This window comes from Nocardia sp. NPDC050378, from assembly GCF_040655675.1.
In the GTDB taxonomy this organism is placed as follows: Bacteria; Actinomycetota; Actinomycetes; order Mycobacteriales; family Mycobacteriaceae; genus Nocardia; species Nocardia coubleae.
Genome location: NZ_JBFAKI010000008.1, coordinates 39,135 through 60,510, shown reverse-complemented (window position 1 = coordinate 60,510; position 21,376 = coordinate 39,135). Strand labels below are relative to the sequence as shown.

Here is a 21,376-nt window from a genome sequence, read left to right as displayed (position 1 = left end):
CTCCGATCCGCGCTATCCGTCGTTCCTACTGCCAGGCACCGGCAACCGTCGACTGCGAACGCTCGCAGCGGCGGCGTAGCTCAGACGAAGAACCAATGCCACGTTCTCATCCTCAGAGATCCCCATGATGTCCAGGAAACGCCTCTGAATGCTGGCAAGTGTATCTGTGAACTCGGGAGAAACGCGGCGCAAATCCTCGGCCCGGTTCGCGTACAAGAACACCGGAGACACCGGCTGCACCGCCAGCCCCAGCAGTTGCGCCCGCAACCAGACCTTTTCGACCGCGACACCGGCCCGCGCGTAGTCCGCCAGATCCGGTGCACCGCCGCCGCGTTTGCGGAACCCGACGGCGACGAGTGCGGAACTCGACCGCACCCGATCGACCGTGAATTCGCCGAGTGCCGTGCCCGCCGACCACTCACGCAACCGGTCCATCACATCGCTGCGGCTGCCGACTTGGAGTTTCGCCAGTTCGTCCGGTGCCGGGTCGAGGGTCCGCACATCGATCCCGGTGCGGATATCCTCGCCCGGCCAGCGCAATTCGGCGTAGAGCTGCTGGTGCAGCTGCGGAGTGAGATAGCGGACGCGATCGCTGGCACCGAGCAGATCCGCGGCCTCAACGAGGCGTTCGCGTCCGGTGATCGCATGCACGATCGCCTGGTCGCCCGCTGCTTGCGCGAGGGCGGGCAGCACCGAATCCGGGAGGTCGGCGGCGTTGCCGAGGCGCCGGTTGGTGTGGCGTGCGCAGGCGTGCGGGTAGTCGGCGGCGAGCTCGTCGTCGGTGCCGGGACGCAGTCGAAGGCGGGCGATCAGGGGCGCCGACGGCTCGTCGACGAGCAGTTGCGTGTCGCTGAGCAAACCGTGCGCGGCGGCCGCCGCCGTGGCGTTGTACAGCGCGGCACCGACCGCGACCGCGCTGCCGCGCAGGTCGACGTCCATCGCCGTCGTGTCCGTCGGATCGAGGGCGATCTCGATGAGCTCGTCGTCGCCACGCAGGATCCACGGCTGCACATTGCCGCCCGAGGGCGCGCGCTGCGCGCAGGCGAGGATCGCGCCGATGGTGTCGGCGGGCGGTGGTTCGTCGTCGAGTTCGGTGGCGTGGTCGTCGGCATCGTCGTCGAGGTAGCCGGGTTCGGCGAGCGAATCGAGGGCGGCCTCGAGGTCGATGCGTGTTCGGCCCGACGACAGCTTCACCCCGAGCCCGATCCGGCGGACCGCCGCGCTGACGATCGCGGCGCCCAGCTGCACCTCACCACCCAATTGCGGCCAGGTGGTGATGGTTTCGCCGACCTCGGCCAGGCTGGCGGCCATGCGCGCGGACAGCTGGGCCGGGTCGAGGATGCGCAGCACGTGTGGCGCCTTGGACCTGGTGTCCAGACCGGCGAGCTGGGCGCCGGTGGTCGCACCGAGCAGACCGTGGAAGGGTTCGCGGCCGGGTTCGAGGTCGTAGCGTTCGACGTCGAACAGGCCGCGGTCGTTGGTGTCCATCAGCAGCGGGATGCGCTTGCGGCGGGCGGCTTCGCGAACCGCGAATTTGATGTCGAGCGAATCGCATTCCTCGACCACGAGGGAGAGCCCGTCGAGGAATTCGTCGGCGGTCTCGGTGAGCACACCGGTCTGCCAGATCTCCACCGGCAGGTAGGGGTCGAGTTCGGCGATGCGGCGGGCGGTGACCACCGCTTTGTTCACGCCGACGTCGAACAGCCCGCCCGGGACCCGGTTGAGGTTCGACAGCTCGATGGTGTCGAAGTCGGCCAGGCGCAGCAGCCCGCAGGTGCCCTCGAGCGCCAGCGTGTAGGCCACCGAATGGCCGACGCTCTGCCCGACGACGCCCACGCGCAGTTCCCGCAGCCGCCGCTGTTCGTCGCGGGTGAGCTTGTTGCGGTTGCGGTCCGAGCGGATCGCTGCGAAGGCGTCGGGCCCGAGGACGGCGACGAGCGCGTTGCGCCACGGGTAGTGCACCCACCGTTCCTCGCCGGGGTCGAGCCCCGGCGGTGGGCTGGTGAGCTGATCGAGTTCGGCGCGTAGTCCGGCGCGCAGGTCGACGGTCTGGATACCGGGGGTCTCGGCGAGCTGCCGCAAGGTTGCCCGGTGGGTGGGGTCGCGCGGATCGAGCAGACGTGGCCGGTAGTCCGCCGTCTGTGGTGCAAATTCGTTCATCTATCGATCGACCCCACGAAAACGTGCCGTCGCGACCGCGGTGGTGTGACGGTGAATCCGCCGCAACCGCGTTTCGCCGCATGCTGCATCGACAGCCATCGGGTTCCTACTCCATGCTTCACGCCCGCAAGGGGTCGGCGTCCCATAGATGCCGACTGGTGCAGTATCCGTCATCGGTTACGAATCCACCAGACAAGTGGCTAATTTCCCGGAAACCTTCTGAGCCAGTTGAAATAACCGCAGGTCAGAAGCGGTTAGGGTGCACTGAGTAAATTTTCGCAGACCGTACGGTCCGAATGCAGCTATCCGTCAGTTATCAACTTGGATCGAGACGAACAGTTCCACGTCGGTCGGCCCGTGCCAGACCTCGATCTCCTCGCGGTAGGCGCGTGAGATCTCGGCGGAGGCGGTGGCGTCGTCGACCTGGGCCCACACGTCCTCGACCGGGTCGTGGTAATCGCCGTTGGGCGCGAAGCGGGCGTAGATGCCCTTGGGCACGCTCACCATGAGGTCACCGACGGGAACCTCGTCGGGCGCGGCGAATTCGCGGGCGACCAGGGCGTTCCAGTTGCCCGCCGGGTCCGGCACGTAGACGGTGTGCAGCGGTTCGCGCCCGCCGGGGCGGTCACGCAGCCGGTCCTTGAGGAACTCGATCAGATCGCTGTTGGAGACCTTGAAACTGGGATGCACGCGCGGTACGGCGAGGCCGCCGTAGAGCGCCCCGCCGCGGACCACGATCGTGTAGGTCATCGCGGATCGACCGCCAGGTACAGGTCGATCTTGTACGCGTGCGGGTAGCACTCGAAATCGCCGGTGAAGGTGCGTTTGATCTGGTTGTGTTCTTCGGCGTAGGCGATCTGGGTCCACAGATCCGTCATCACCTGGGGAAAGTTACCGACCGAGGAGAAGCGGGCGTAGGCGCCGCGCGGAAGCCGGGCGGCGAGATGGCCACGGGTGACCTGGTCGAGCGAATCGCACTGATAGCCGACGATCTGGGTGTTGTAGGTGCCCAGCTCACCGCTGAAATCGGTGTAGGCGCTGGCCAGAGGCCCGCCGAGATCCTGGTGCAGGACCGCCGACCAGGCGGCTTCGAGGTCGTGGTCGCGCAGCTTACCGAGTGCGCGTTTGGGACTGCGGACCGGCAAACCGGCCACCCAGGTCTCGTCCCGCTCGACGATTTCGAACTGCATTGATGACTCTCTCGAAGGTCGGCACGGTTGCGCCATGCTATCAACATCGGTCGACCCCACCTAACCACAGCTGAGCTGGTCAAACGTCCATCACCGCGCGGGGCATTGTCCGATTCACCTCCATGCCCTAAGCTCCCGCGCTCGTGTGGGTACGCGCGGCGCTCGAACCGCGAAAACAAGTGATGCGGTGGGCAGGACTTGTCGCTGTCGCGGTCCTGGCGGGGTACATCGCGGTGTTGCTCGGCGACGCGCGGCATTTCTACACCGACGATACCGAGGCGCAGTACGTGCCGATGTGGCAGCTGCTCGGCACCGAGCTCCGGGCCGGCCGGTTCCCGGCGATGGTCCCGTGGGAATGGATGGCGGGCAACTACAGCCTCGAGGAGGCCGGGCTCTACAACCCGGCCCAGCTGCTGGTGTATCTGCTCGCGCCCTCGTTCGACAATCTGGCCGGCTACGCGACGGCCGTGAAGTTCGTCTTCTCCGCGATCGCGGCGCTCGGTGTGTTCCGCATCTGCCTGGCCTACGGCGCGCGGGCGCCGTGGGCGGCGCTGGCCGGTGTGGCGTTCCCCTTCAGCGGCTGGTTCCTGTTCTTCGACGAGGCGAGCTGGTTCACCTCGCAGACCGGCACCGCGTGGCTCGTGCACGCCTGGGCCTCGGCGGTGCTCTACGCACGCAAACGATCCGGCCCGATCCCGCTGTTCGTGTTCCTGTACCTGGCGCTGACGATCCAATACGTCTTCCCGGCGGTCGAAGCCGCGCTGATGATCGTGGCCGTGGCCGCCGGGGAGTACCTGCATCAGCGCAAGTGGGTGCCGGTGCTGCGGATGCTCACCGCCGCCGGTCTCGCCGCGCTCGCCTCGCTGATCGCGAATCTGCCGCTGCTGCTGTCGTCACAGGCCACCTGGCGCGGCGACGTCTCGACGATCCACAACGATCCGTTCCTCACGGTGCCGTGGTCGGAATCGCTCAATGCCAGTCTGCCGAGCACGGTTCCGGCGTTCACCGCGTGGTGGGGGCATGTGCAACCACTGCCGATGGTCTACATCGCGTGGTTCGTGATTCCGGCGCTCGCCTTCATCGATTGGAAGGCGGCGGCGAAGTCGGCGAGCGAGTGGAGCGGCATCGCCCTGTTCGGAGTGGCGACACTGATGTGGACGGCGGGACCGGGCGCGATCGGGCCGCTGCGCTGGCCCGCGCGGGTGTTGCCGATGCTCGCCATCTCCGTGCTCGTGCTCGTCTGTGTCCTGCTCAGCAGGTACGGGGTGTTCGCGTCGTCGCGGCGGCGGTACGCGGCGGCGGGCGCGTTGATCGGGCTGCTGTTCATCCGGTCCTTCTCGGCCGCACCGGAACTCCTCGTGCGGCATGTGCTCGCGGTCGTCGTGGTCGTGGCGATGGGCGCCGGCGCGCTGTGGCTCGCGCGTCACCGTGGCGTGGCAGCGGCGGCGACGGCGATGATCGCCGCGACCATGCCCATCGCGTTCGCACAGGTCGCGGCCGCCCCCGAAACCCCACTGTCCTACGGGTTCCCGGAGCGGCGCTCGGAGATGCTCGCCGCCTTCCCCGATTTCGGCGGGCGCACACTGCAATTGGCGGACCGCATCGCGGTGCGCGACGAGGAACGCACGCTCGCGGGCACTTACGGATCGATCGCGCTCGGCAGCTACGCCAAGAACATGGGCCTGCAGTACGTGAACGGGTACACCCCCGTCGGGCACGCCGCCTTCGCGGGACTGCTGTGCATGGCGTGGGACGGTGGCACCTGCCCGGACGCCTATCGCCGGGTCTTCGCCGTCGAACCGTCGACCGACACGCCGATCGTCGACCTGATGCGACTGGATCGCGTTGTGCTGCAACGCGCGCAGTACCCGGACGCGGGCGAGAAGCCCGCACCGCCGGGCTGGGCGTTCGTCCGCTACCCCGGCCACGAGCACCAGATCTGGGTGCTGGAACGGGTGAATCCGCTGCCCTCCCCCGGCGACATGATCGCGCACGAATCCGGTGTCCACGCCACCGTGATGCCCGAGGCCGGACTCACCAACCGCGCGACCGTCTCCTCCGGCACCGGCGGACGGATCGTGTTCGCCCGCCTGGCCTGGCCCGGCTACACAGCCACCCTCGGCCCGAGCGAGATACCGACCCGCGCGGTGGCGGGCACCTTCCTCGCCGTCGACATTCCGCCCGGCACGCACAATGCCCAGCTCACCATCACCTGGCGACCACCCGGCCTGTCGATCAGCCTTACGGCGGCGCTGCTCGCCGTGCTCGGCATCGCGGCGCTGCACTGGTGGTACCGGCGCGCGGACGAACCGACGGTCGAGGAGCCGGCCGCCGAGCGCCCCCGCGTCGCGGTCAGCTGATCGCGGCGGCCAGGTGCGGCCAGGCTTCGTGCAGGTCGGCCTCGAACTGACCCCAGGTGTGCGAACCGGTCGGCCGGTGCACGTGCACTGCCGGGATACCCAGCTGGGCGAGGCGCCCGGCGAAGGCGGCCGTGCAGGCGCCCGCGATGGTCTCGAGCGGCGGCATCGGCAGACCACGGTCGGCGGCGCCCGGTGCGCCCGTCGCGGCGGCGAGGAAGATCGACTTGCCCGCGAGCCGACCGGCATTGGCGAACACGTCGTGCTCGCGCCAGGTCGGTCCGCCCGGCACGCCCCACATGTTGCCCGGGTTGCCGCCGCCGCGCACGGCCTGGGCGCTCGCCATCGCGATACCCATCGGGTCGGCCGCCCACGGGCATCCGCTCAACGCCGCCACCGCCGAGAACCTCGGACCGCCCTGGATCGCCAGATCCAGCGCCGACGCCGCGCTCATCGACACACCGGCGATGGCGTTGCGGCCGTTGGTGCCGAGCGCGTCGTCGATCACGCCGGGCAGTTCCTCGGTCAGGTAGGTCTCCCATCGCACGCGCCCGACGGCGGGATCATCGGAGATCCAGTCGGTGTACAGGGTGAACGCACCGCCGACCGGCATCACCACATTGACGAACTTGTCGGCGAAGAAGTGCCGCACATCGGTGTTGTCCCACCAGGAGATGCCGTCGGCGCCACCGCCCGCACCCGTGAGCAGGTACAGCGTCGGCGCACCCGCGCCCGCCGCCTTGATCACCTTGTTCTGCACGACCCGCCCCATCGCGGGTGAGTACACGTCGATCTGGGCGGCCCGGCCGCCCAACGGCACCTCCCCCGTCACATGAGCCCCCGGATCGGCTGACGCCCGGCCCCCGCCGACAACAGCAACGATCGCGCACATCACCGCAAGCCACACCCTCGATGTAGTCACCGATCCGGTATACCCCCTGCTCCCGGGTTCGACACCGAAACACACGCGGTCGGCCGACACCGCCACCGGATGGTGACCAGGGTCACTGCGACCTGGACGTATGACCTATGAGGTGCTGGTGAGCTGCTGTTTCCGCCGACAGCCGAGCACTCGGCGCCCGGAAAACCAGATGATTTGTGTCGGTGGTGACCGGAATACTTGCCCGCGCCCGATGAGTTGGACCGACGGCCCCCGTCTTCTTTCTTGTGGTGCCCGCACACCCGCCGTTCCCCGCCCCGGAGGTTTACCCGAATGCCAGCCGACATATCCGCACCTGCCGCGAAGGAGCGGACGCCCACTGTCATCCGGGTCCTGGTGCTCGCGACCTTCGTCGTGATCCTCAACGAGACCATCATGATCAACGCGATCCCCCGGCTGATGGAGGATCTGAAGGTCACCGAGGTGGCCGCGCAGTGGGTGTCCACCGCGTTCATGCTCACCATGGCGGCGATCATCCCCACCACCGGCTGGTTCCTGCAGCGGGTCACGACCAGGACGGCCTACGCCACGGCGATGGCCACCTTCATGGCCGGCACCGTGCTCTCGGCCGTCGCGCCCACCTTCGCCGTGCTGCTCATCGGCCGGATCATCCAGGCCGGTGGCACCGCGGTGATGATGCCGCTGCTGATGACCACGCTGATGACCGTCGTCGCGGAGAAGGACCGCGGCCGGGTGATGGGTAACGTCACCCTGGCCATCTCGGTCGCGCCCGCGATGGGGCCGGTGGTCTCGGGGCTGATCCTGCAGGTGAGCGTGCCCCAGATCGACTCGTGGCGACTGCTTTTCGTCGTGATGCTGCCGATCACCGCGATCGTCACCTGGCTGGGTCTTCGCCAGCTCGAGAACGTCGGCGAGCCCGCGGCCGGGGCCATCGACCTGCTCAGTGTCGCGCTGGCGGCGCTCGGTTTCGGTGGGCTGGTGTACGGGCTCAGCAAGTTCCACGGTGACGACTACACGACCGCGATCGCGATCGTCGCCGTCGGCCTGGCCCTGATCGGCGCGTTCGCGCTGCGTCAGGTGCGGTTGCAGCGCACCGGCACCCCGCTGCTCGACCTGCGCGTGCTGCTCGCGGGCACCTACACCAAGGCACTCGTGCTGATGTCGGTCGCGTTCCTGGCGATGATGGGTTCGATGATCCTGCTGCCGCTGTACCTGCAGAACCTGCGGCACCTGAGCCCGCTGGAGACCGGTCTGCTGGTGATGCCGGGTGGTCTGGCGATGGGTCTGCTCGGGCCGACCGTCGGCAAGCTGTTCGACAGGTTCGGTGGGCGCGTGCTGGTGATCCCCGGCTCGATCGGCATCACTGTCTCGCTGGCGGGCTTCACCCAGATCTCGACGGATATGCCTTACTGGCAGCTGCTCGGCCTGCACATCCTGATGATGGTGTCGCTGGCGGCCACGTTCACCCCGGTGTTCACCCTCGGCCTCGGCGCCCTGCCGATGAACCTGTACTCGCACGGCAGCTCGATGCTCGGCACCCTGCAGCAGGTGGCCGCCGCGTTCGGTACCGCGCTGGTGGTCACCGTGATGTCGGCGCGCAGTACCTCGCTCATCGATGCGGGCACCGACCCGGCGACGGCCGGCCTGGACGGTATGCGCCTGGCCTTCGGTGTCTCCGCCGTCCTCGCCCTGATCGTCATCGCGATGGCGGTGCTGCTGCCGGCTCGCGCGGCGGCCGACCCACACGCCGCCCCGATGGTGCGGGACGCCGAGGAGGAAACCCCGGAGCTGGTCAAGAACTGACCTGATCCCCGCGAAGCCCCCGTTCCTCGTGGACGGGGGCTTCGTCGTTGTCCCGGCCGGTCAGGCCGCGGGACGGATGATGATGTCGCCGACGGTGTTCCGCGCGTGCAGGCGCACCGACTCACCGTTCGGGGCGACCGGCACGATCGTGTTGCGCACCGCGCCGACGGTCGCCTCGGTCTCGAGCTGCACGGCGGTGCCGGGGCGGACGCCCACCTCCAGTTCACCCATGGAGGTCTCCACCCGGATCTCGCCGCTGGTCACCTCACCGATGCGGATGTCGCCCTTGGCGACCTTGGCGGTGACCGGACCCGCGGGCCGTTCGAGGACGATGTCGCCGAGGGAGATCGTCAGGTCGCAGGCGCCGAGCGCACCGTTGCCGCGCAGCTGCCCGACCCCGGCCGTTCCGGTGAGGTGCGAGCCGGTGGGCACCTCGATGGTCAGCTCGATCGACGGGTTACCACCGAACGGACTGTGGGTGCGCCAGCTCTTGGGCGTGACCACCGTGAGCTTGCCGTCGGCGAAGTTCACCTCGGTCTGTTCGGCGACGCGCACGTCGCCCTTCTTGCCCGGATCGGACGGTGCGACGGTGACGACGGCGTCGGTGCGGTCGGAGGCGATGACGGTGACGCCTGCCGACAGGACATCGACGCTGACGGTGACCGGTGCGGTGGTGGCGAAGGTGTACATCGGGTGCTCCTCGGTGGATCCGTTCGGTTGATGACCATACTGTCGCGACCGGCGCTGACACGAGGCTGACACCACCCTGACGCACCCGGGGACACCATATCCGGACAGACGACCAGCTGTGGTGGGCATCGCCCGGTCACCCGGTGCACAATGGGCGACGTGCAGATCGGAATGCTCGGGCCGCTGGAGATCCGGACAGCAGACGGTGGATCGATAGCGATACCCGGCGCCCGACTGCGGGCACTGCTCATCGCCCTCGCGCTGGAACCGGGCCGCGCCATCCCCAAATCCCGGCTCGTCGACCTGATCTGGGACGAACAACCTCCGGCCGACGCCGCGAATGCCTTGCAGGCGCTGGTTTCCCGGCTGCGCAGACTGCTGCCCGACGGTTCACTCGAGGTGCGAGCGGGCGGGTACCGTCTCGCCGTCGACCCCGGCGCCGTCGACGCGGTGCGCTTCGAACGGCTGCTCGATGAAGCGCGCGGCACCGACGACCTGCGTCAGGCCGAACTGCTGCGCGAGGCACTGGAACTCTGGCGCGGCGAGCCCCTGCAGGATGTCGCCGACAGCGCCCCGTTCGACCCGGTGGTCACCCGTTTCCAGGGGCTGCGCCTGGCCGCGATGGAGGACCGGTACGAGGCCGAGGTGCGGCTGGGTCGTGGCCCCGAGGTTCTCGCCGAGCTCACCGAAGTCGTTGCGCGGCATCCGGTTCAGGAGCGGCTGGTGGCCGCGTTGATGCGGGCGCTCGGCGCGGCGGGTCGCGGGGCCGAGGCGCTGGTGGTGTACCAGCGCACCCGCGAGGCGCTGGCCGACGAACTCGGCGTCGACCCGTCACCGGAGCTGTCGGAGCTGCATGTCGCGCTGCTGCGCGGCGAGGTCGGTGCCCGGCCCGCGCAACGCTCGACGAACCTGCGCGCCGAGCTCACCAGCTATATCGGCAAGCACGGCGACATCGCCGTGGTGCGCGAACTCCTCGCGACACACCGGCTCACGACGATCACCGGCCCCGGCGGCTCGGGCAAGACCCGGCTGGCGGTGGAAACCGCCCGCACCATGCTCGACGACCTCCCCGAAGGCGCGTGGCTGGTGGAACTCGCCGCCACCGACGCGAGCGGTGACCTGGCTCAGCTGGCCTTCGCGGCACTCGGCCGGCGCGACGCCCTGATCGGCGACACCCCGAACGCCGAACCGCTGGACCGGCTCGTCGCCGCCATCGGCGATCGGGAAACCCTGCTGATCCTCGACAACTGCGAGCACGTGATCGAGGCCGCCGCCACCTTCGCCCACCGGATCCTCGGTGAATGCACGGGTCTGCGCATCCTGGCGACGAGCCGGGAACCGCTCGGCATCACCGGCGAGGCGCTGTGGCAGGTCGCGCCGCTCACGGTGCCGAGGGAGAACGCCGACCCGCAGGCGATCGAGTCCTCCCCCGCCGTCGTCCTGCTGCGCGACCGCGCGAGCGCGGTGCGCGGCGCCCTCGGTTCGGACGCGACGGCTTTGGCGACGATGGCCCGGGTGTGCCGCGCCCTGGACGGTATCCCCCTCGCGATCGAGCTGGCGGCGGCGAGGTTGCGCACCATGTCGCTCGACCAGCTCGCCCACCGCCTCGACGACCGGTTCCGCCTGCTCACCGGCGGCAGCCGCACCGCGATCGCCCAGCACCGCACCCTGCGCGCGGTGGTCGACTGGAGCTGGGAGCTGCTGTCGGACGCGGAGAAGACCGTGCTGCGCAGGCTCGCGGTGTTCTCCGGCGGTGCGAGTCTCGAAGCGGCCGAACAGGTCTGCGCCGACGGTGCGACGGTGCGGGACTGGGAAGTGCTCGAACACCTCACCACGCTGACCGAGAAGTCGCTGCTCACGGTGTCCGAGAATCCACAGCCGCGCTACCGCATGCTCGAGACCATCAAGCAGTACGCCGCCGAACGCCTAGACGAGGCGGGTGACGCCGAATCCGCACGCCGAGCGCACATCGCGCACTTCATCGCCCTGGCGGCCACCGCCGAACCGCACCTGCGCCGCGCCGAGCAGCTCGACTGGCTCGCTGTACTCGAGGCCGACCACGACAACCTCGCCGTCGCCATGCGCACGGCCCTCGCCGCCGCCGACGCCGATGCCGCGATGCGCCTGGCCGCCGCGGCGGGCTGGTACTGGTGGCTGGCCGGGCACAAGGGCGAGGGCACCGAGTTCGTCCTGGCCGCCGCCGAACTGTCCGGCGACGTGGACGACGAGACACGGGCAACGGTGTATGCCCTGGTCGTGCACTTCCTCAGCGGCGGTCGCAGTGGTGAGCACGAGGTCGGTGAGTGGATCCGCAAGGCCAACCGGTACGGCCGCGACAGCCGGGGTGGACATCCCGCGCTGCGGTTCGCCGGTGCGCTGGAGCGCATCCTGGCCGGCCCCGAGCACTATCTGCCCGCGTTCGAATCGCTGCTCGCCGACGATGATCCGTGGGTGCGCGCACTGGCCCGGCTGCAACTGGGCAAGCTGCGCACCGTGCTCGGCCATCCGGGCCGCGCGGCCGACGAACTGCTCGAGCAGGCGCTCGCGGAATTCCGTGGCATCGGCGAGCGCTGGGGGATGTCGTTCGCGCTGACCGAACTGGCCAACCGCACGGCCATGCGCGGCGAATTCGATGCCGCCTGCGCGCTTTTCGACGAGGCGATCGCGGTGGTCACCGAGGTCGGCACGCTCGAGGCCGTGGTGCGGATGCGCGCACGCCAGGCCCAGCTGTACTGGCTGCTCGACGACACCGAGGCGAGCGAGGCGGCGCTGGCGCACGCGCAGGAGTGCGCGGACCGCACCGGCTGGCCGACGTCGCTGGCCGAGGTCGCGCTGGTCCGGGCCGAATTGGCCAGGTGGAGCGGCGAACCCGTGCTCGCGCAACAGCAGATGGAACTGGCACAGAAACTGCTCGGTGACGAGGCCGGGCAACCGGTGGTCAGCGCCATGGCCCACGATCTGCGCGGCTATCTCGCCGCCGATCTCGACGAGGCGCGTACCAGCCACCGCGCGGCCTTCCAGGCCGCATCGAGCGCCGGTCACGCGGCGCTGCTGGCCCAGATCCTCGTCGGAATCGCGGATCTGGCCTTGCGCGCCGGACAACCGGAGCAGGCCGCCCGCCTGCTCGGTGCCGCCACCGTCACCCGCGGCGTGCCCGACCTGTCGCTGCCCGACGCCGCCCGCATCGAGGAGTGGACACGCCGAAGCCTCGGCGAAGCGGGCTTCGCCGAGGCGGTGGCTCGTGGGTCGGCGTCGGATGTCGCCGAACTGGTCGAGCTCACACTCGCTTGCTGAAGGTCGAGCGCGACCACACATAGCCGATCACCGCGAAGCCCGCACACCAGGCGAAGGCGGCGGCGGTGTGGCCGCCCGACGGCGTGCCGGCCAGGAAGCCGCGCACCGATTCGATGATCGGCGTGAAGGGCTGGTACTCGGCGAACTGCCGCACACCGGGGCCCATCTTCTCGGCGGGCACGATCGCGCTGCTCAGGAAGGGCAGCATGAGCAGCGGAACCACCGACATGCCCGCGGCCTCCGGGGTCTTGGCGGCCATGCCGAGAGCGACGGTGAGCCAGGCGGCGGCGAAGGCGGTCGCCAGCAACACACCGAGCGCGCCGAGCCACTGCACCGCGCTCGCCGGTGACCGGAAACCGAGCGCGAAACCGACGCCGAGCACGGCCGTCAGGGCGATCACATTGGTGACGATGCTGGCCGCGACATGCCCGGTGAGCACGGCACCGCGCGACACATCCATCACCTTGAACCGGTTGATGACGCCCTTGGTCATGTCCGAGCTCACCGACACCGCCGTGCCGGACAGGCCGTAGCTGATGGCGAGCATGAGCATGCCCGGCACCGCGTAGTCGATGTAGTTCTCGCCGACATCGAAGGCGTCACCGAAGACGTAGACGAAGATCAGCATCATCATCACCGGCATCAGCGCGGCGTTGAAGATGGTCACCGGGCTGCGGGTGATGTGGGTGAAGTTGCGCCGCAACATGACCGACGAATCGAACAGCGCGCTGGACAGTGGATTGGACGTGGTGGTGCTCATCAGGCTTCGGCCTCCTGGGTTGCGCGCCCGGTGAGGGCGAGGAAAACGTCGTCGAGATCGGGGGTGTGGATGGAGACCTCGTCGGCCTCGAGGTCGTGGGCGGCGAGCCGGTCCATCAGGGCGCGAAGGTTTTTCGTTCCACCGTCACCGGGGACGCTCAGGGTGAGCGAGTCCTCGTCGGGGGTGGAGCCGGCCAGGGCACGGGCGGCGGCGGCGAGTTCGGCGGCGCCGCTGAAGCGGAACTTGATGTGGCTGCCGGGCATTCGGCGCTTGAGTTCGCTCGCGGTGCCTTCGGCGACGATGCGGCCCTGGTCGAGGACCGCGATCTTGTCGGCCAGCTGATCGGCTTCCTCGAGGTACTGGGTGGTGAGGAAGATCGTCACGCCCTCGCCGGTCAGTTCGCGCACCATGTCCCACATCGTGCGGCGGCTGCGGGGGTCGAGGCCGGTGGTCGGTTCGTCGAGGAAGATGATCCGCGGCTTGGTCACCAGCGTCATCGCCAGATCGAGCTTGCGGCGCATACCGCCGGAGTAGCTGCCCGCCTGCTTGTTCGCCGACTCGACCAGATCGAAGCGCTCGAGCAGGTCGGCGATCACCCGCTTGGCCGCCGCCCCACGCAGGCGGTGCAGGTCGGCCATCAGCCGCAGGTTCTCCGCACCGGTGAGCAGGTCGTCGACGGCGGCGAACTGGCCGGTGACGCCGATGGCCTTGCGGACCGCCTTGGTCTCGGCCATCAGGTCGTGGCCCGCCACCCGCGCCGTGCCCGCGTCGACCTGAAGCAGCGTGGTGAGCACATTGACGGTGGTGGTCTTGCCCGCGCCGTTCGGGCCGAGCAGGGAGAAGATACTTCCCGCTTCCACGGTGATGTCGATCCCGTCGAGAACCTTCTTGTCCCCGTAGGACTTCCGCAGCCCCGAGGCCACCGCCAACGTCGCGGGCTCCGTGGTGAGCACGGTGATAGCCAACGAACTACACCGCCGCCTCACGTTTCGCGCCACCACCGTCCCCTGGTTCACGGCCCAGTATCAGGGCGGCGGCCTCGCACTGATCGGCCTCGCCATCACCACAGCCGCCCTGGCCGCCCTCGAATCCTTCGCCCCCACCCTCGGCGCGCTCACCCAGGCCGCCGCCATGCTGGCGATCATGGCCGCCGTGGGCCTTGCCCGCTTCCTTACCCTCCGCTATCTCGTCTTCTGACACGTTCCCCGAGTCAGATACCGGCGGCTCGGACGACAGCGTCGGTGAGGCGCGGGGAGAGGGCCGACATCAGTCGCAGCACTCCGGCGTAGACGGGGTACAGCTCGACCGGCTGATCTCGGACAGCGGTGAGCACCCACTGCGCGGCCTGGTCGGGAGTAAGGGCCGCTTGGCTGTCGTACTCGGCGGTGGGACTGATCATCGGAGTGCGCACGAGCGGGAATCCGATGGTGGTCACCTTGATACCGGTGCCGTGGCATTCCGCGCCGACACTGCGGCCGAAGGCGGCGAGCGCGGCTTTGGAAGCGTGGTAGGCGCTGAATTTCGGCATCACCCCGGCGGTGGTTCCCCAGGTACCGATATTGATGATGTGGCCGCGGTTCACCAGGCGCAGCGCGGGAAGCATCGCCAGCGTCAACCGGACGGGCCCGAAGTAGTTGACCGCCATGGTCCGTTCGTAGTCATGAGCCCGTTCGGCGGCGTCGAGCGCCGTGCGCCGGATCGAGCGTCCCGCGTTGTTGATGATGATGTCCGGTACCCCGAACAGGTCGAGCACCGTGGTGGCCAGTGCGCCGACCTGATCGGCGTCCGTCATATCGCACGGCACCGCGTGCGCGCGCCCACCCGCGGCGGCGATGTCGGCGCAGACCTGATCGAGGCGCTCCCGATCGCGGGCCACGGCGACGATCTGGGCACCGTGGCTCGCCAACAGCCGCGCGGTGGTCTCACCGATCCCCGACGACGCCCCGGTCAGCACGACAACTTTCCCGCTGAGGTCGACCGGCCCCGAAAGAGCCGCGCCCAGCACGGATTTGGCGGAAGGTGCGGGATTGAGAAGGACCTTCGTCACGGGATTGTTCATTACGCCTGCCCTGGTTCGGAGGTGAGTGGGGCCGACTGCCTCGCAGCGACTCTCCAGCGAATTGACCAAATGGTAAGTTACTTGTTGTATATATCGCCGTCAACAGTCATCGAAGGAGGGGACGTGACGAGCAGCGCGGGAACCAAAGGAGTCCCCCGGGCCGAGCGTGAGACCCAGCTCCTCGACCTCGCGGCCGAGGAGATCGGCCGGGTCGGCTACGCGGGCCTGTCGATCGGCACGGTCGCCGCGCGCGCGGACGTATCCAAACCGCTCGTCTACACCTATTTCGGATCCAAAGACGGTCTGTACACGGCGTGCGTCCAGCGGGCCGGCACCGTCCTCGGCGATGCGATCGACGTGGCGATCGACACCACACCGACCCTCGCGATGGCGGAGCGAACACTGGCCGCGATCTTCACCGCCCTCGAACCTCGCCCCCACGACTGGAAAGTCGTCTTCGACCGCTCCCACCCCGACAGCGGACCCGCCGCCGAAGCGGCCCGAGCGGCCCGCGCCCGGATCGCCGACCAAGCCGAGCAGGGCGTTTCGGCGTTCCTCGCACACCGAGGACAGACGGACCCCGATGACAGATCCGCCCTGGTGGCGGTGTGGACCGGAGTGGTGGCGGCCCTGGTCGATTGGTGGCTACAGCACCCACAGCACTCCGCCGAGGCGATGACCGAGCGCAGCCACCGCCTCGTCGCGAGCCTGCTCTGAACGGCACTGTGGGTTACGACTCGGACCACATCCTCGACGCGACCGCCGAACTGCCGTGATCTAGCGAACCGAAGGAGTGCGCACTTTCGCGGGGCAAGCGCCATCGCGGTGCGGCGCGAAGCCGTCAGTTCCGGGCCGCCGACAGTTCCGCGAGGTAATCGGCGACGGGGCCGGCCGTGAACAATCCGCCTGCCGCGCCCGCGGATTCGGCGGCCGCCGGCAGTAGGGCGGTGTGGGCGCGGGCGATGGTGTCCTGGTCACCGACCAGCAGGGCGGCGCGGCCGAGGACACACCAGAGTGCTTCGGCGTGCGGATCTCTCGGTGGATCGGGCAGGCCGCGCAGGGCGAGGCGCGCGGCCGCGAGGTCGCCGGCTTCGGCCAGGAGCAGCGGACGGATCCACGGCTCCGCCGGGCCCCACCCCGTGCCCGGCTCAGGCCGGAACGGGCGGTGGTGTTGCAGGTGCAGACCGAGCAAGGCCAAGGGCAGCAGTCCGTCGGCCAGCCCCGGCATCCCGGACCCCGGCAGCAGTTCGGCGGCGCGCCGGTATGCGGACCGCGCCTGATCGAAAGGCTCGGTGACCGCCGTGCGTAGGGCTCGATACCAGGTGGTGAAGACACCGACCAGCGGCAGGTCGTGCCGGGCCGACAGCTCGTCGGCCGCCCGTGCGTGAGTGTCGGCCAGCGTGAGATCACTTGTGGCACAGGCAGATTGCAAGTTGATCAGGTGACCGAGGACGGCGGTGCGCACCAAGCCGTGCTGCTCGCCGAGGGCCACGAGACGCTCTCCGAGCACCGCACGTTCGGCGGCCAGACCGGTACGGGCGAAGCTCTGCATATAGACACCGTTCAAGGCATAGGCCAACAACGGCGCATCCCCCATTTCGCGCGCCGACCGTTCGGCTTCGCGGGCGGCGCGTTCGGCGCGCGTTCCGGCGTCGATGCCGCGCGACTCCACCGCGATCGTCGCCAGCAGTCGGCAGCGCAGCGCGGCGGGCCCGTCCGGTATCGCGGTGAGCGCGCGTTCGGCGCTGCGGACCAGCGACCGGGCCCGGGCCGGGTCGTCGGAGCGGGGCCACACGGCGGGGACGTCGTAGGCGCCGATCACGCGCGCGGTCAGGATCGGGTCGCCGAGTTGCTCGGCGGCGGTGACGGCCGCGGCGCGATGCCGTTGTGCCGCATTGAGTCCCGCACCCCCGGTGACGGCCAGGTCGCGCATCAAACCGACCGTGGATTCGAGCCGAACACGGTCGGAGACGGTGCTGTCGTAGGCGGCGGTCGCCTGCGCCCACAGCCGGGCCGCGTCACCGCTGCGATCCAGGTAGCCGGCTTGGCGCAGAACGTCTTGTTCCAGCCGGGCCAGGCGAGGACCGGGTTCGAGACCGAGATCGTCGCGCAGCATCGCCCCCGCGCGCCGCAGCACTGTGAGCGCGTCGGCCTGCCGACCGGCTCGATACAACGCGAGCGCCAGTAGGTGCCAGGCGTCTTCGCGCCACGGGTGTTCGACGACGTGCGCGTCCAGGTCGGCTACGGCGGCGGCCGTGTCACCGAGTTCGATCCGCGCCGCGGCCAGCCGCTCGACCGCGAGCGAGCGCAGTTCGGTGAGCCGGCTGCGCGGCGCCAGCGCCCACGGCGCGTCGCCGGCTTCGGCGTAAGCGGGTCCGCGCCACCAGCTCAGCGCTTCGCTCAGCCCGGTCACCACCCGGGCAGGCGGCGCGTCACCGAGCGCTTCGACCGTGTGGGCGAAGCGCCACACGTCCACCGCGTCGTCGGGCAGGCGCATTGCGTAGCCGGGCCCTTCGGTGACCAGCACCCGTGCCGGGGTGCGTGGGGCACGCTCGGGCTCGAGGCCCCGGCGCAACGCGGCGACGAAGGTACGCACCGTGCCGACGGGGTCGCGGGGCGGTTCGTCCCACAGGTCTGCCACCAGCACGTCGACCGGCACCACCCGGCGGTGGGCGGCGACCAGCCTGGCCAGTACGGCGCGTTGTCGCGGCCCACCGAGCGCGACCGGCGCACCGGCCTCGTCGAGCGCCCGCACCGCCCCGAACACACCGATCTCCACCCGACGTACCGTACCGACGCTCATCGGTTGCTCATTCGCGGCACGCACTCTGGACCGGACCGAACGAATGGAGCAACCATGACTTTCCCCCACTTCGAAACCCACATCGTCGAGGTAGCCGACGGGGTGCGACTCTCGGCGGCCGTCGGCGGATCAGGCAGCCCGATCGTGCTGCTGCACGGTTTTCCGCAGACCCGTCTGATGTGGCGGCACGTCGCCGCCGACCTCGCGACCGAACACACCGTCATCTGCCCCGACCTGCGTGGTTACGGCGCGAGCGACAAGCCGCTCGACGACGGCGACACCTACAGCAAGCGCGTCATGGCCGCCGACATCGTGGCACTGGCCCGCGCTCTCGGACACGATCGCTTCGCACTGGTCGGGCACGATCGCGGCGCGCTGGTGGCCTTCCGGGCCGGACTGGATCACCCGGAGGTCATCACCCACCTCGCCTGCTTGGACGTGCTGCCCACCCTCGACATGTGGGATGCGCTGCACGGAACCGCCGGTGCTGTCGGCTTCCACCTATATCTGATGGCGCAGCCGCCGGGTCTGCCGGAACGGATGATCGCGGCCGCGGCCGACGAGTTCTTCGGCTACTTCCTCGACGCCTGGACCCTCGATCCGCAGGCCCTCCCCGCGGAGGTCCGCGACGCCTACCTCGCCGCGTGCCGGGCAGCGGTCCCGTCCATCGTCGCCGACTACCGCGCCTCGGCCACCGTCGACGTCGACCACGATCGCGCCGACCTAGCAGCGGGCAACACCCTCACCATGCCGGTCACCGTGCTGCAACAGGACTGGGGTGCCGCCCTCGGCTACGACGCCACCGCCCTCTGGAAAGCATGGGCCCCCGATCTGCGGCATCGCACGGTCGAGGCAGGACACTTCATGGCCGAACAGGACCCAGCGCTGGTCGCCACGGAGATCCGCGCCCTGCTCACCCGCTGACCCGCTGGTTCTTTCGCCCGGCCGTCCGGTCTCGCAAGCTGAGCAGGAACAGGATCAGCGAGATCACCACTCCGACAGCAAGAACCACGAGCAGCAGGTTCGCGTTCACAGCCGAGGTGTGGGCCGTGAGGTGCGCCCGGTAGCGCAGGTGGATCACGAGGTGCGCAACCGACCACACCGCGTACGCGGCAGTTCCGCTCCGCACGGCCGCCGGGGTCGCGGCCACGGCCGATGCCGCGAGCGGAACGGCCAGTGCCAGATTCATGGCCCCGTAGTCGAGCAACAGGTGCGGGTTGTATTGCATGCCGAGATTCACCCAGGAGAGCGAGAAGAACCATTCGGGGACGGCCAGGATGACGACTCCCAGGCCGGCGGAAACCAGGGCGAAGAACAGGAGCCCACCGCGTACCACCCGCTCCCGCACGCCCGTCACCGTGACACCCGCTCGCGCAGGAACCTCTCGAACGTGACGGTGCCCCGGGGGTTGTCGGGGACGAGATTCCACCCCTGCGCGTAGCCGCGCGCGATCTTGCCCGGCAGCCGAGGCGACAGAATCGGCCGCCGCCGATGCACGACCGAGCGGTGGATCCCGGCCAGCTCACGCAGGCTGTGAATCCGCGGCCCGCCCAGATCCGGTGCACGGCCGGCGGGTGGGTGGATGGCCAGCTCCGCCAGGTGGTCCGCGACCGTGCCGATGTCGACGGGCTGGAATCGGAACTTGTCGGGAGCGAAGGTGACCGGCAACCACCGCTGCACGTCGAAGATGGTGGCCAGCAGATCGTGGAACTGGGTGGCCCGCAGGTTCGTCCACGGCACCCCGCTCCCCGAAATCACCTGTTCCGCCGCGAGTTTGGCGCGGTAGTAAGGCAACGGAATCCGGTCCACACCGACGATCGAGATATTCACCAGATGCGGTGCGCCCCCGGTACGGCTGATCGCCTCGACGAGCCACCGGGCGGCCACCACATCATCGCGACCGTAGGTGGTGGCGCAGTGCACGATCACCTCCACACCCTCGACGGCGTCCGCGAGCCCGGCACCCGTGCGCAGGTCCCCGACCACACGCCTCGTTCCAGGCGCGCGGCTGAGCACCCGGATCTCGCGTTCCCCATCCGCCAACCTTTCGACCACGGCCCGGCCCAGTTTCCCGGTGCCACCGGTGACCAGCACTGTGTTCATCTCGACCTCACTTCCTGCGGACGATCCACGTTCACCGGTTCAGAACCGGGCACGGCCCTGAAATGTGACAGGTAGGCACGACTGTGACGCACCTCGCAGTCCAGTAGAGCGGCCTGCTTCGAATAGTGTCGCGAGCGATGGAGACGCCGGAAACCGTCGACGCCCGCCGCGCGTCGATCTTCGAAGAGCATCGGCCGCGCCTGTTCGGCCTGGCGTATCGCCTGCTCGGCTCCGCCGTGGACGCCCAGGACATGGTGCAGAGCGCCTATCTGCGCTGGCACGACGCCGACTGGGTCGAGACACCCGGCGCCTGGTTGTCCAAGGTGGTCACGAATCTGTGCCTCAACCACCTCACGTCCGCGCGGGCGCGCCGCGATTCCTATCCGGGCCCGTGGCTGCCCGAACCGGTGCTCACCGATTCCGGTGTACTCGGTCCGCTGGAGACGGTCGAGCAGCGTGAGTCCGTGTCCATGGCGTTCCTGGTGCTGCTGGAACAACTCACTCCCACCGAACGTGCCGTCTTCGTGCTGCGTGAGGCATTCGGCCATTCGCATGCCGAGATAGCCGACATTCTCGAGATCGACGCCGCGCACTCACGTCAGCTGTACCGCCGCGCCGGGGCGCATCTGGCGGGCAGCCGTAAGCGTTTCGACGCCGACGAGTCCCGGCATCGCCGGATGGTCACCGAATTCTTGGCCGCGGCCACCACGGGCAACACGGCGCGACTGCACCGCCTGCTGGCCGAGGATGTGGTGGCCTGGACCGACGGCGGCGGCGCGACCGCGGCTCGTCGTCCGATCCTGGGCCGTGAGCGTGTGCTGCGCTATCTGATCGGTGCGGGCCGTCGCCTCGAGGCCGCGCGGGTCACCGTCGACACCGCGATGATCAACGGCGAACCCGCCGCGCTCGCCTTCGACGGCGACCGGCTCGCGGCCGTCCTCTCGTTCGAACTCGTGGACTCGCGCATCGTGGCCGTTCGCATGATCGTCGCCGAGGCGAAGCTGGCCTTCGCCGCCGCGGCTCTCGGCGGAGCAGTGCCCGAATAGCTGAGATTCGACTGCCGGAAACAGCAGAAGGGGTGTCGCGGAATAAGTCCGCGACACCCCTTCTGCCGTACCAACTGTGGAGCTAAGGGGAATCGAACCCCTGACCTTCTCGATGCGAACGAGACGCGCTACCAACTGCGCTATAGCCCCGTGCGGCTCTGGCGAACCGCGCTGTGACACTGTATCAGGCGGTGCGGCCGGATACCGAAT

Annotated in this window: 18 protein-coding genes and 1 tRNA gene; 7 read left to right on the top strand and 12 right to left on the bottom strand. The window is 69.3% G+C overall.

Features of this window, described 5'->3' with window-relative positions:
- Positions 1-12 precede the first annotated feature (12 nt).
- The 3 genes from AB0I35_RS19165 to AB0I35_RS19155 form a co-directional block, all read right to left on the bottom strand.
- Complete coding sequence (locus AB0I35_RS19165; RefSeq protein ID WP_357397425.1) at positions 13-2,160, bottom strand: Rv1355c family protein; 2,148 nt, start codon at positions 2,158-2,160, stop codon at positions 13-15.
- 309 nt (positions 2,161-2,469) lie between these two features.
- On the bottom strand, positions 2,470-2,910 hold the full coding sequence (locus tag AB0I35_RS19160; RefSeq protein ID WP_357397424.1) for an AraC family transcriptional regulator: 441 nt from the start codon (positions 2,908-2,910) through the stop codon (positions 2,470-2,472).
- Positions 2,907-3,350, bottom strand: a complete 444-nt coding sequence (locus AB0I35_RS19155; protein WP_067485472.1) for a GyrI-like domain-containing protein — start codon at positions 3,348-3,350, stop codon at positions 2,907-2,909. The genes AB0I35_RS19160 and AB0I35_RS19155 overlap by 4 nt, the downstream gene beginning before the upstream one ends.
- A 182-nt stretch (positions 3,351-3,532) precedes the next feature.
- On the opposite strand from AB0I35_RS19155, the gene AB0I35_RS19150 reads away from it, so the two are divergent.
- A complete protein-coding gene (locus AB0I35_RS19150; RefSeq protein WP_357397423.1) occupies positions 3,533-5,710 on the top strand; it encodes a hypothetical protein in 2,178 nt (725 codons plus the stop codon).
- Here AB0I35_RS19150 and AB0I35_RS19145 read toward each other — a convergent pair.
- A complete protein-coding gene (locus AB0I35_RS19145; protein WP_357397422.1) occupies positions 5,703-6,629 on the bottom strand; it encodes an alpha/beta hydrolase family protein in 927 nt (308 codons plus the stop codon). The genes AB0I35_RS19150 and AB0I35_RS19145 overlap by 8 nt on opposite strands.
- 291 nt (positions 6,630-6,920) lie before the next feature.
- Between AB0I35_RS19145 and AB0I35_RS19140 the strand changes: the two genes are divergently transcribed.
- On the top strand, positions 6,921-8,411 hold the full coding sequence (locus tag AB0I35_RS19140) for an MDR family MFS transporter (protein ID WP_357397421.1): 1,491 nt from the start codon (positions 6,921-6,923) through the stop codon (positions 8,409-8,411).
- A gap of 60 nt (positions 8,412-8,471) precedes the next feature.
- Here AB0I35_RS19140 and AB0I35_RS19135 read toward each other — a convergent pair whose 3' ends face one another.
- Positions 8,472-9,101, bottom strand: coding sequence for a hypothetical protein (locus AB0I35_RS19135; RefSeq protein WP_357397419.1), 630 nt, complete (start codon positions 9,099-9,101; stop codon positions 8,472-8,474).
- Between the two features lie 150 nt (positions 9,102-9,251).
- Between AB0I35_RS19135 and AB0I35_RS19130 the strand changes: the two genes are divergently transcribed.
- A complete protein-coding gene (locus AB0I35_RS19130) occupies positions 9,252-12,395 on the top strand; it encodes a BTAD domain-containing putative transcriptional regulator (RefSeq protein WP_357397418.1) in 3,144 nt (1,047 codons plus the stop codon).
- Here AB0I35_RS19130 and AB0I35_RS19125 read toward each other — a convergent pair.
- A complete protein-coding gene (locus AB0I35_RS19125; protein ID WP_357397417.1) occupies positions 12,379-13,155 on the bottom strand; it encodes an ABC transporter permease in 777 nt (258 codons plus the stop codon). The genes AB0I35_RS19130 and AB0I35_RS19125 overlap by 17 nt on opposite strands.
- Positions 13,155-14,120 carry an ATP-binding cassette domain-containing protein gene (locus tag AB0I35_RS19120; protein ID WP_357397416.1) on the bottom strand — a complete coding sequence of 322 codons (966 nt, stop codon included), beginning with the start codon at positions 14,118-14,120 and terminating at the stop codon, positions 13,155-13,157. The genes AB0I35_RS19125 and AB0I35_RS19120 overlap by 1 nt, the downstream gene beginning before the upstream one ends.
- Here AB0I35_RS19120 and AB0I35_RS19115 point away from each other — a divergent pair.
- A complete protein-coding gene (locus AB0I35_RS19115; RefSeq protein WP_357397415.1) occupies positions 14,101-14,352 on the top strand; it encodes a hypothetical protein in 252 nt (83 codons plus the stop codon). The genes AB0I35_RS19120 and AB0I35_RS19115 overlap by 20 nt on opposite strands.
- Before the next feature lie 13 nt (positions 14,353-14,365).
- On the opposite strand, the gene AB0I35_RS19110 is transcribed toward AB0I35_RS19115, so the two are convergent.
- Positions 14,366-15,214: an SDR family NAD(P)-dependent oxidoreductase gene (locus tag AB0I35_RS19110; RefSeq protein ID WP_357397414.1), complete on the bottom strand. Its 849-nt coding sequence runs from the start codon at positions 15,212-15,214 to the stop codon at positions 14,366-14,368.
- A 123-nt stretch (positions 15,215-15,337) separates the two neighbouring features.
- Between AB0I35_RS19110 and AB0I35_RS19105 the strand changes: the two genes are divergently transcribed.
- Entirely contained in the window at positions 15,338-15,931 is a 594-nt protein-coding gene (locus AB0I35_RS19105) for a TetR/AcrR family transcriptional regulator (protein WP_357397413.1), read from the top strand.
- 124 nt (positions 15,932-16,055) lie between these two features.
- Here the strand turns inward: AB0I35_RS19105 and AB0I35_RS19100 are convergent, their stop codons facing one another.
- On the bottom strand, positions 16,056-18,017 hold the full coding sequence (locus AB0I35_RS19100; protein ID WP_357397412.1) for an AfsR/SARP family transcriptional regulator: 1,962 nt from the start codon (positions 18,015-18,017) through the stop codon (positions 16,056-16,058).
- Positions 18,018-18,071: 54 nt separating this feature from the next.
- Here AB0I35_RS19100 and AB0I35_RS19095 point away from each other — a divergent pair, with 54 nt between their 5' ends.
- Positions 18,072-18,941 (top strand): alpha/beta hydrolase, encoded by an 870-nt coding sequence (locus AB0I35_RS19095; protein WP_357397411.1) that lies wholly within the window; start codon positions 18,072-18,074, stop codon positions 18,939-18,941.
- Here AB0I35_RS19095 and AB0I35_RS19090 read toward each other — a convergent pair.
- The gene (locus AB0I35_RS19090) at positions 18,931-19,374 is read right to left on the bottom strand and encodes a hypothetical protein (protein WP_357397410.1); all 444 of its coding nucleotides are present in this window, start codon (positions 19,372-19,374) and stop codon (positions 18,931-18,933) included. The two genes, AB0I35_RS19095 and AB0I35_RS19090, sit on opposite strands and share 11 nt — an antisense overlap.
- Positions 19,371-20,120: an NAD(P)H-binding protein gene (locus AB0I35_RS19085; RefSeq protein ID WP_357397409.1), complete on the bottom strand. Its 750-nt coding sequence runs from the start codon at positions 20,118-20,120 to the stop codon at positions 19,371-19,373. The genes AB0I35_RS19090 and AB0I35_RS19085 overlap by 4 nt, the downstream gene beginning before the upstream one ends.
- 137 nt (positions 20,121-20,257) lie before the next feature.
- Between AB0I35_RS19085 and sigJ the strand changes: the two genes are divergently transcribed.
- Positions 20,258-21,166 (top strand): RNA polymerase sigma factor SigJ, encoded by a 909-nt coding sequence (sigJ, locus tag AB0I35_RS19080; protein ID WP_357397408.1) that lies wholly within the window; start codon positions 20,258-20,260, stop codon positions 21,164-21,166.
- A 77-nt stretch (positions 21,167-21,243) separates the two neighbouring features.
- On the opposite strand, the gene AB0I35_RS19075 is transcribed toward sigJ, so the two are convergent.
- A tRNA-Ala gene (locus AB0I35_RS19075) sits at positions 21,244-21,316 on the bottom strand.
- Positions 21,317-21,376: the final 60 nt, after the last annotated feature.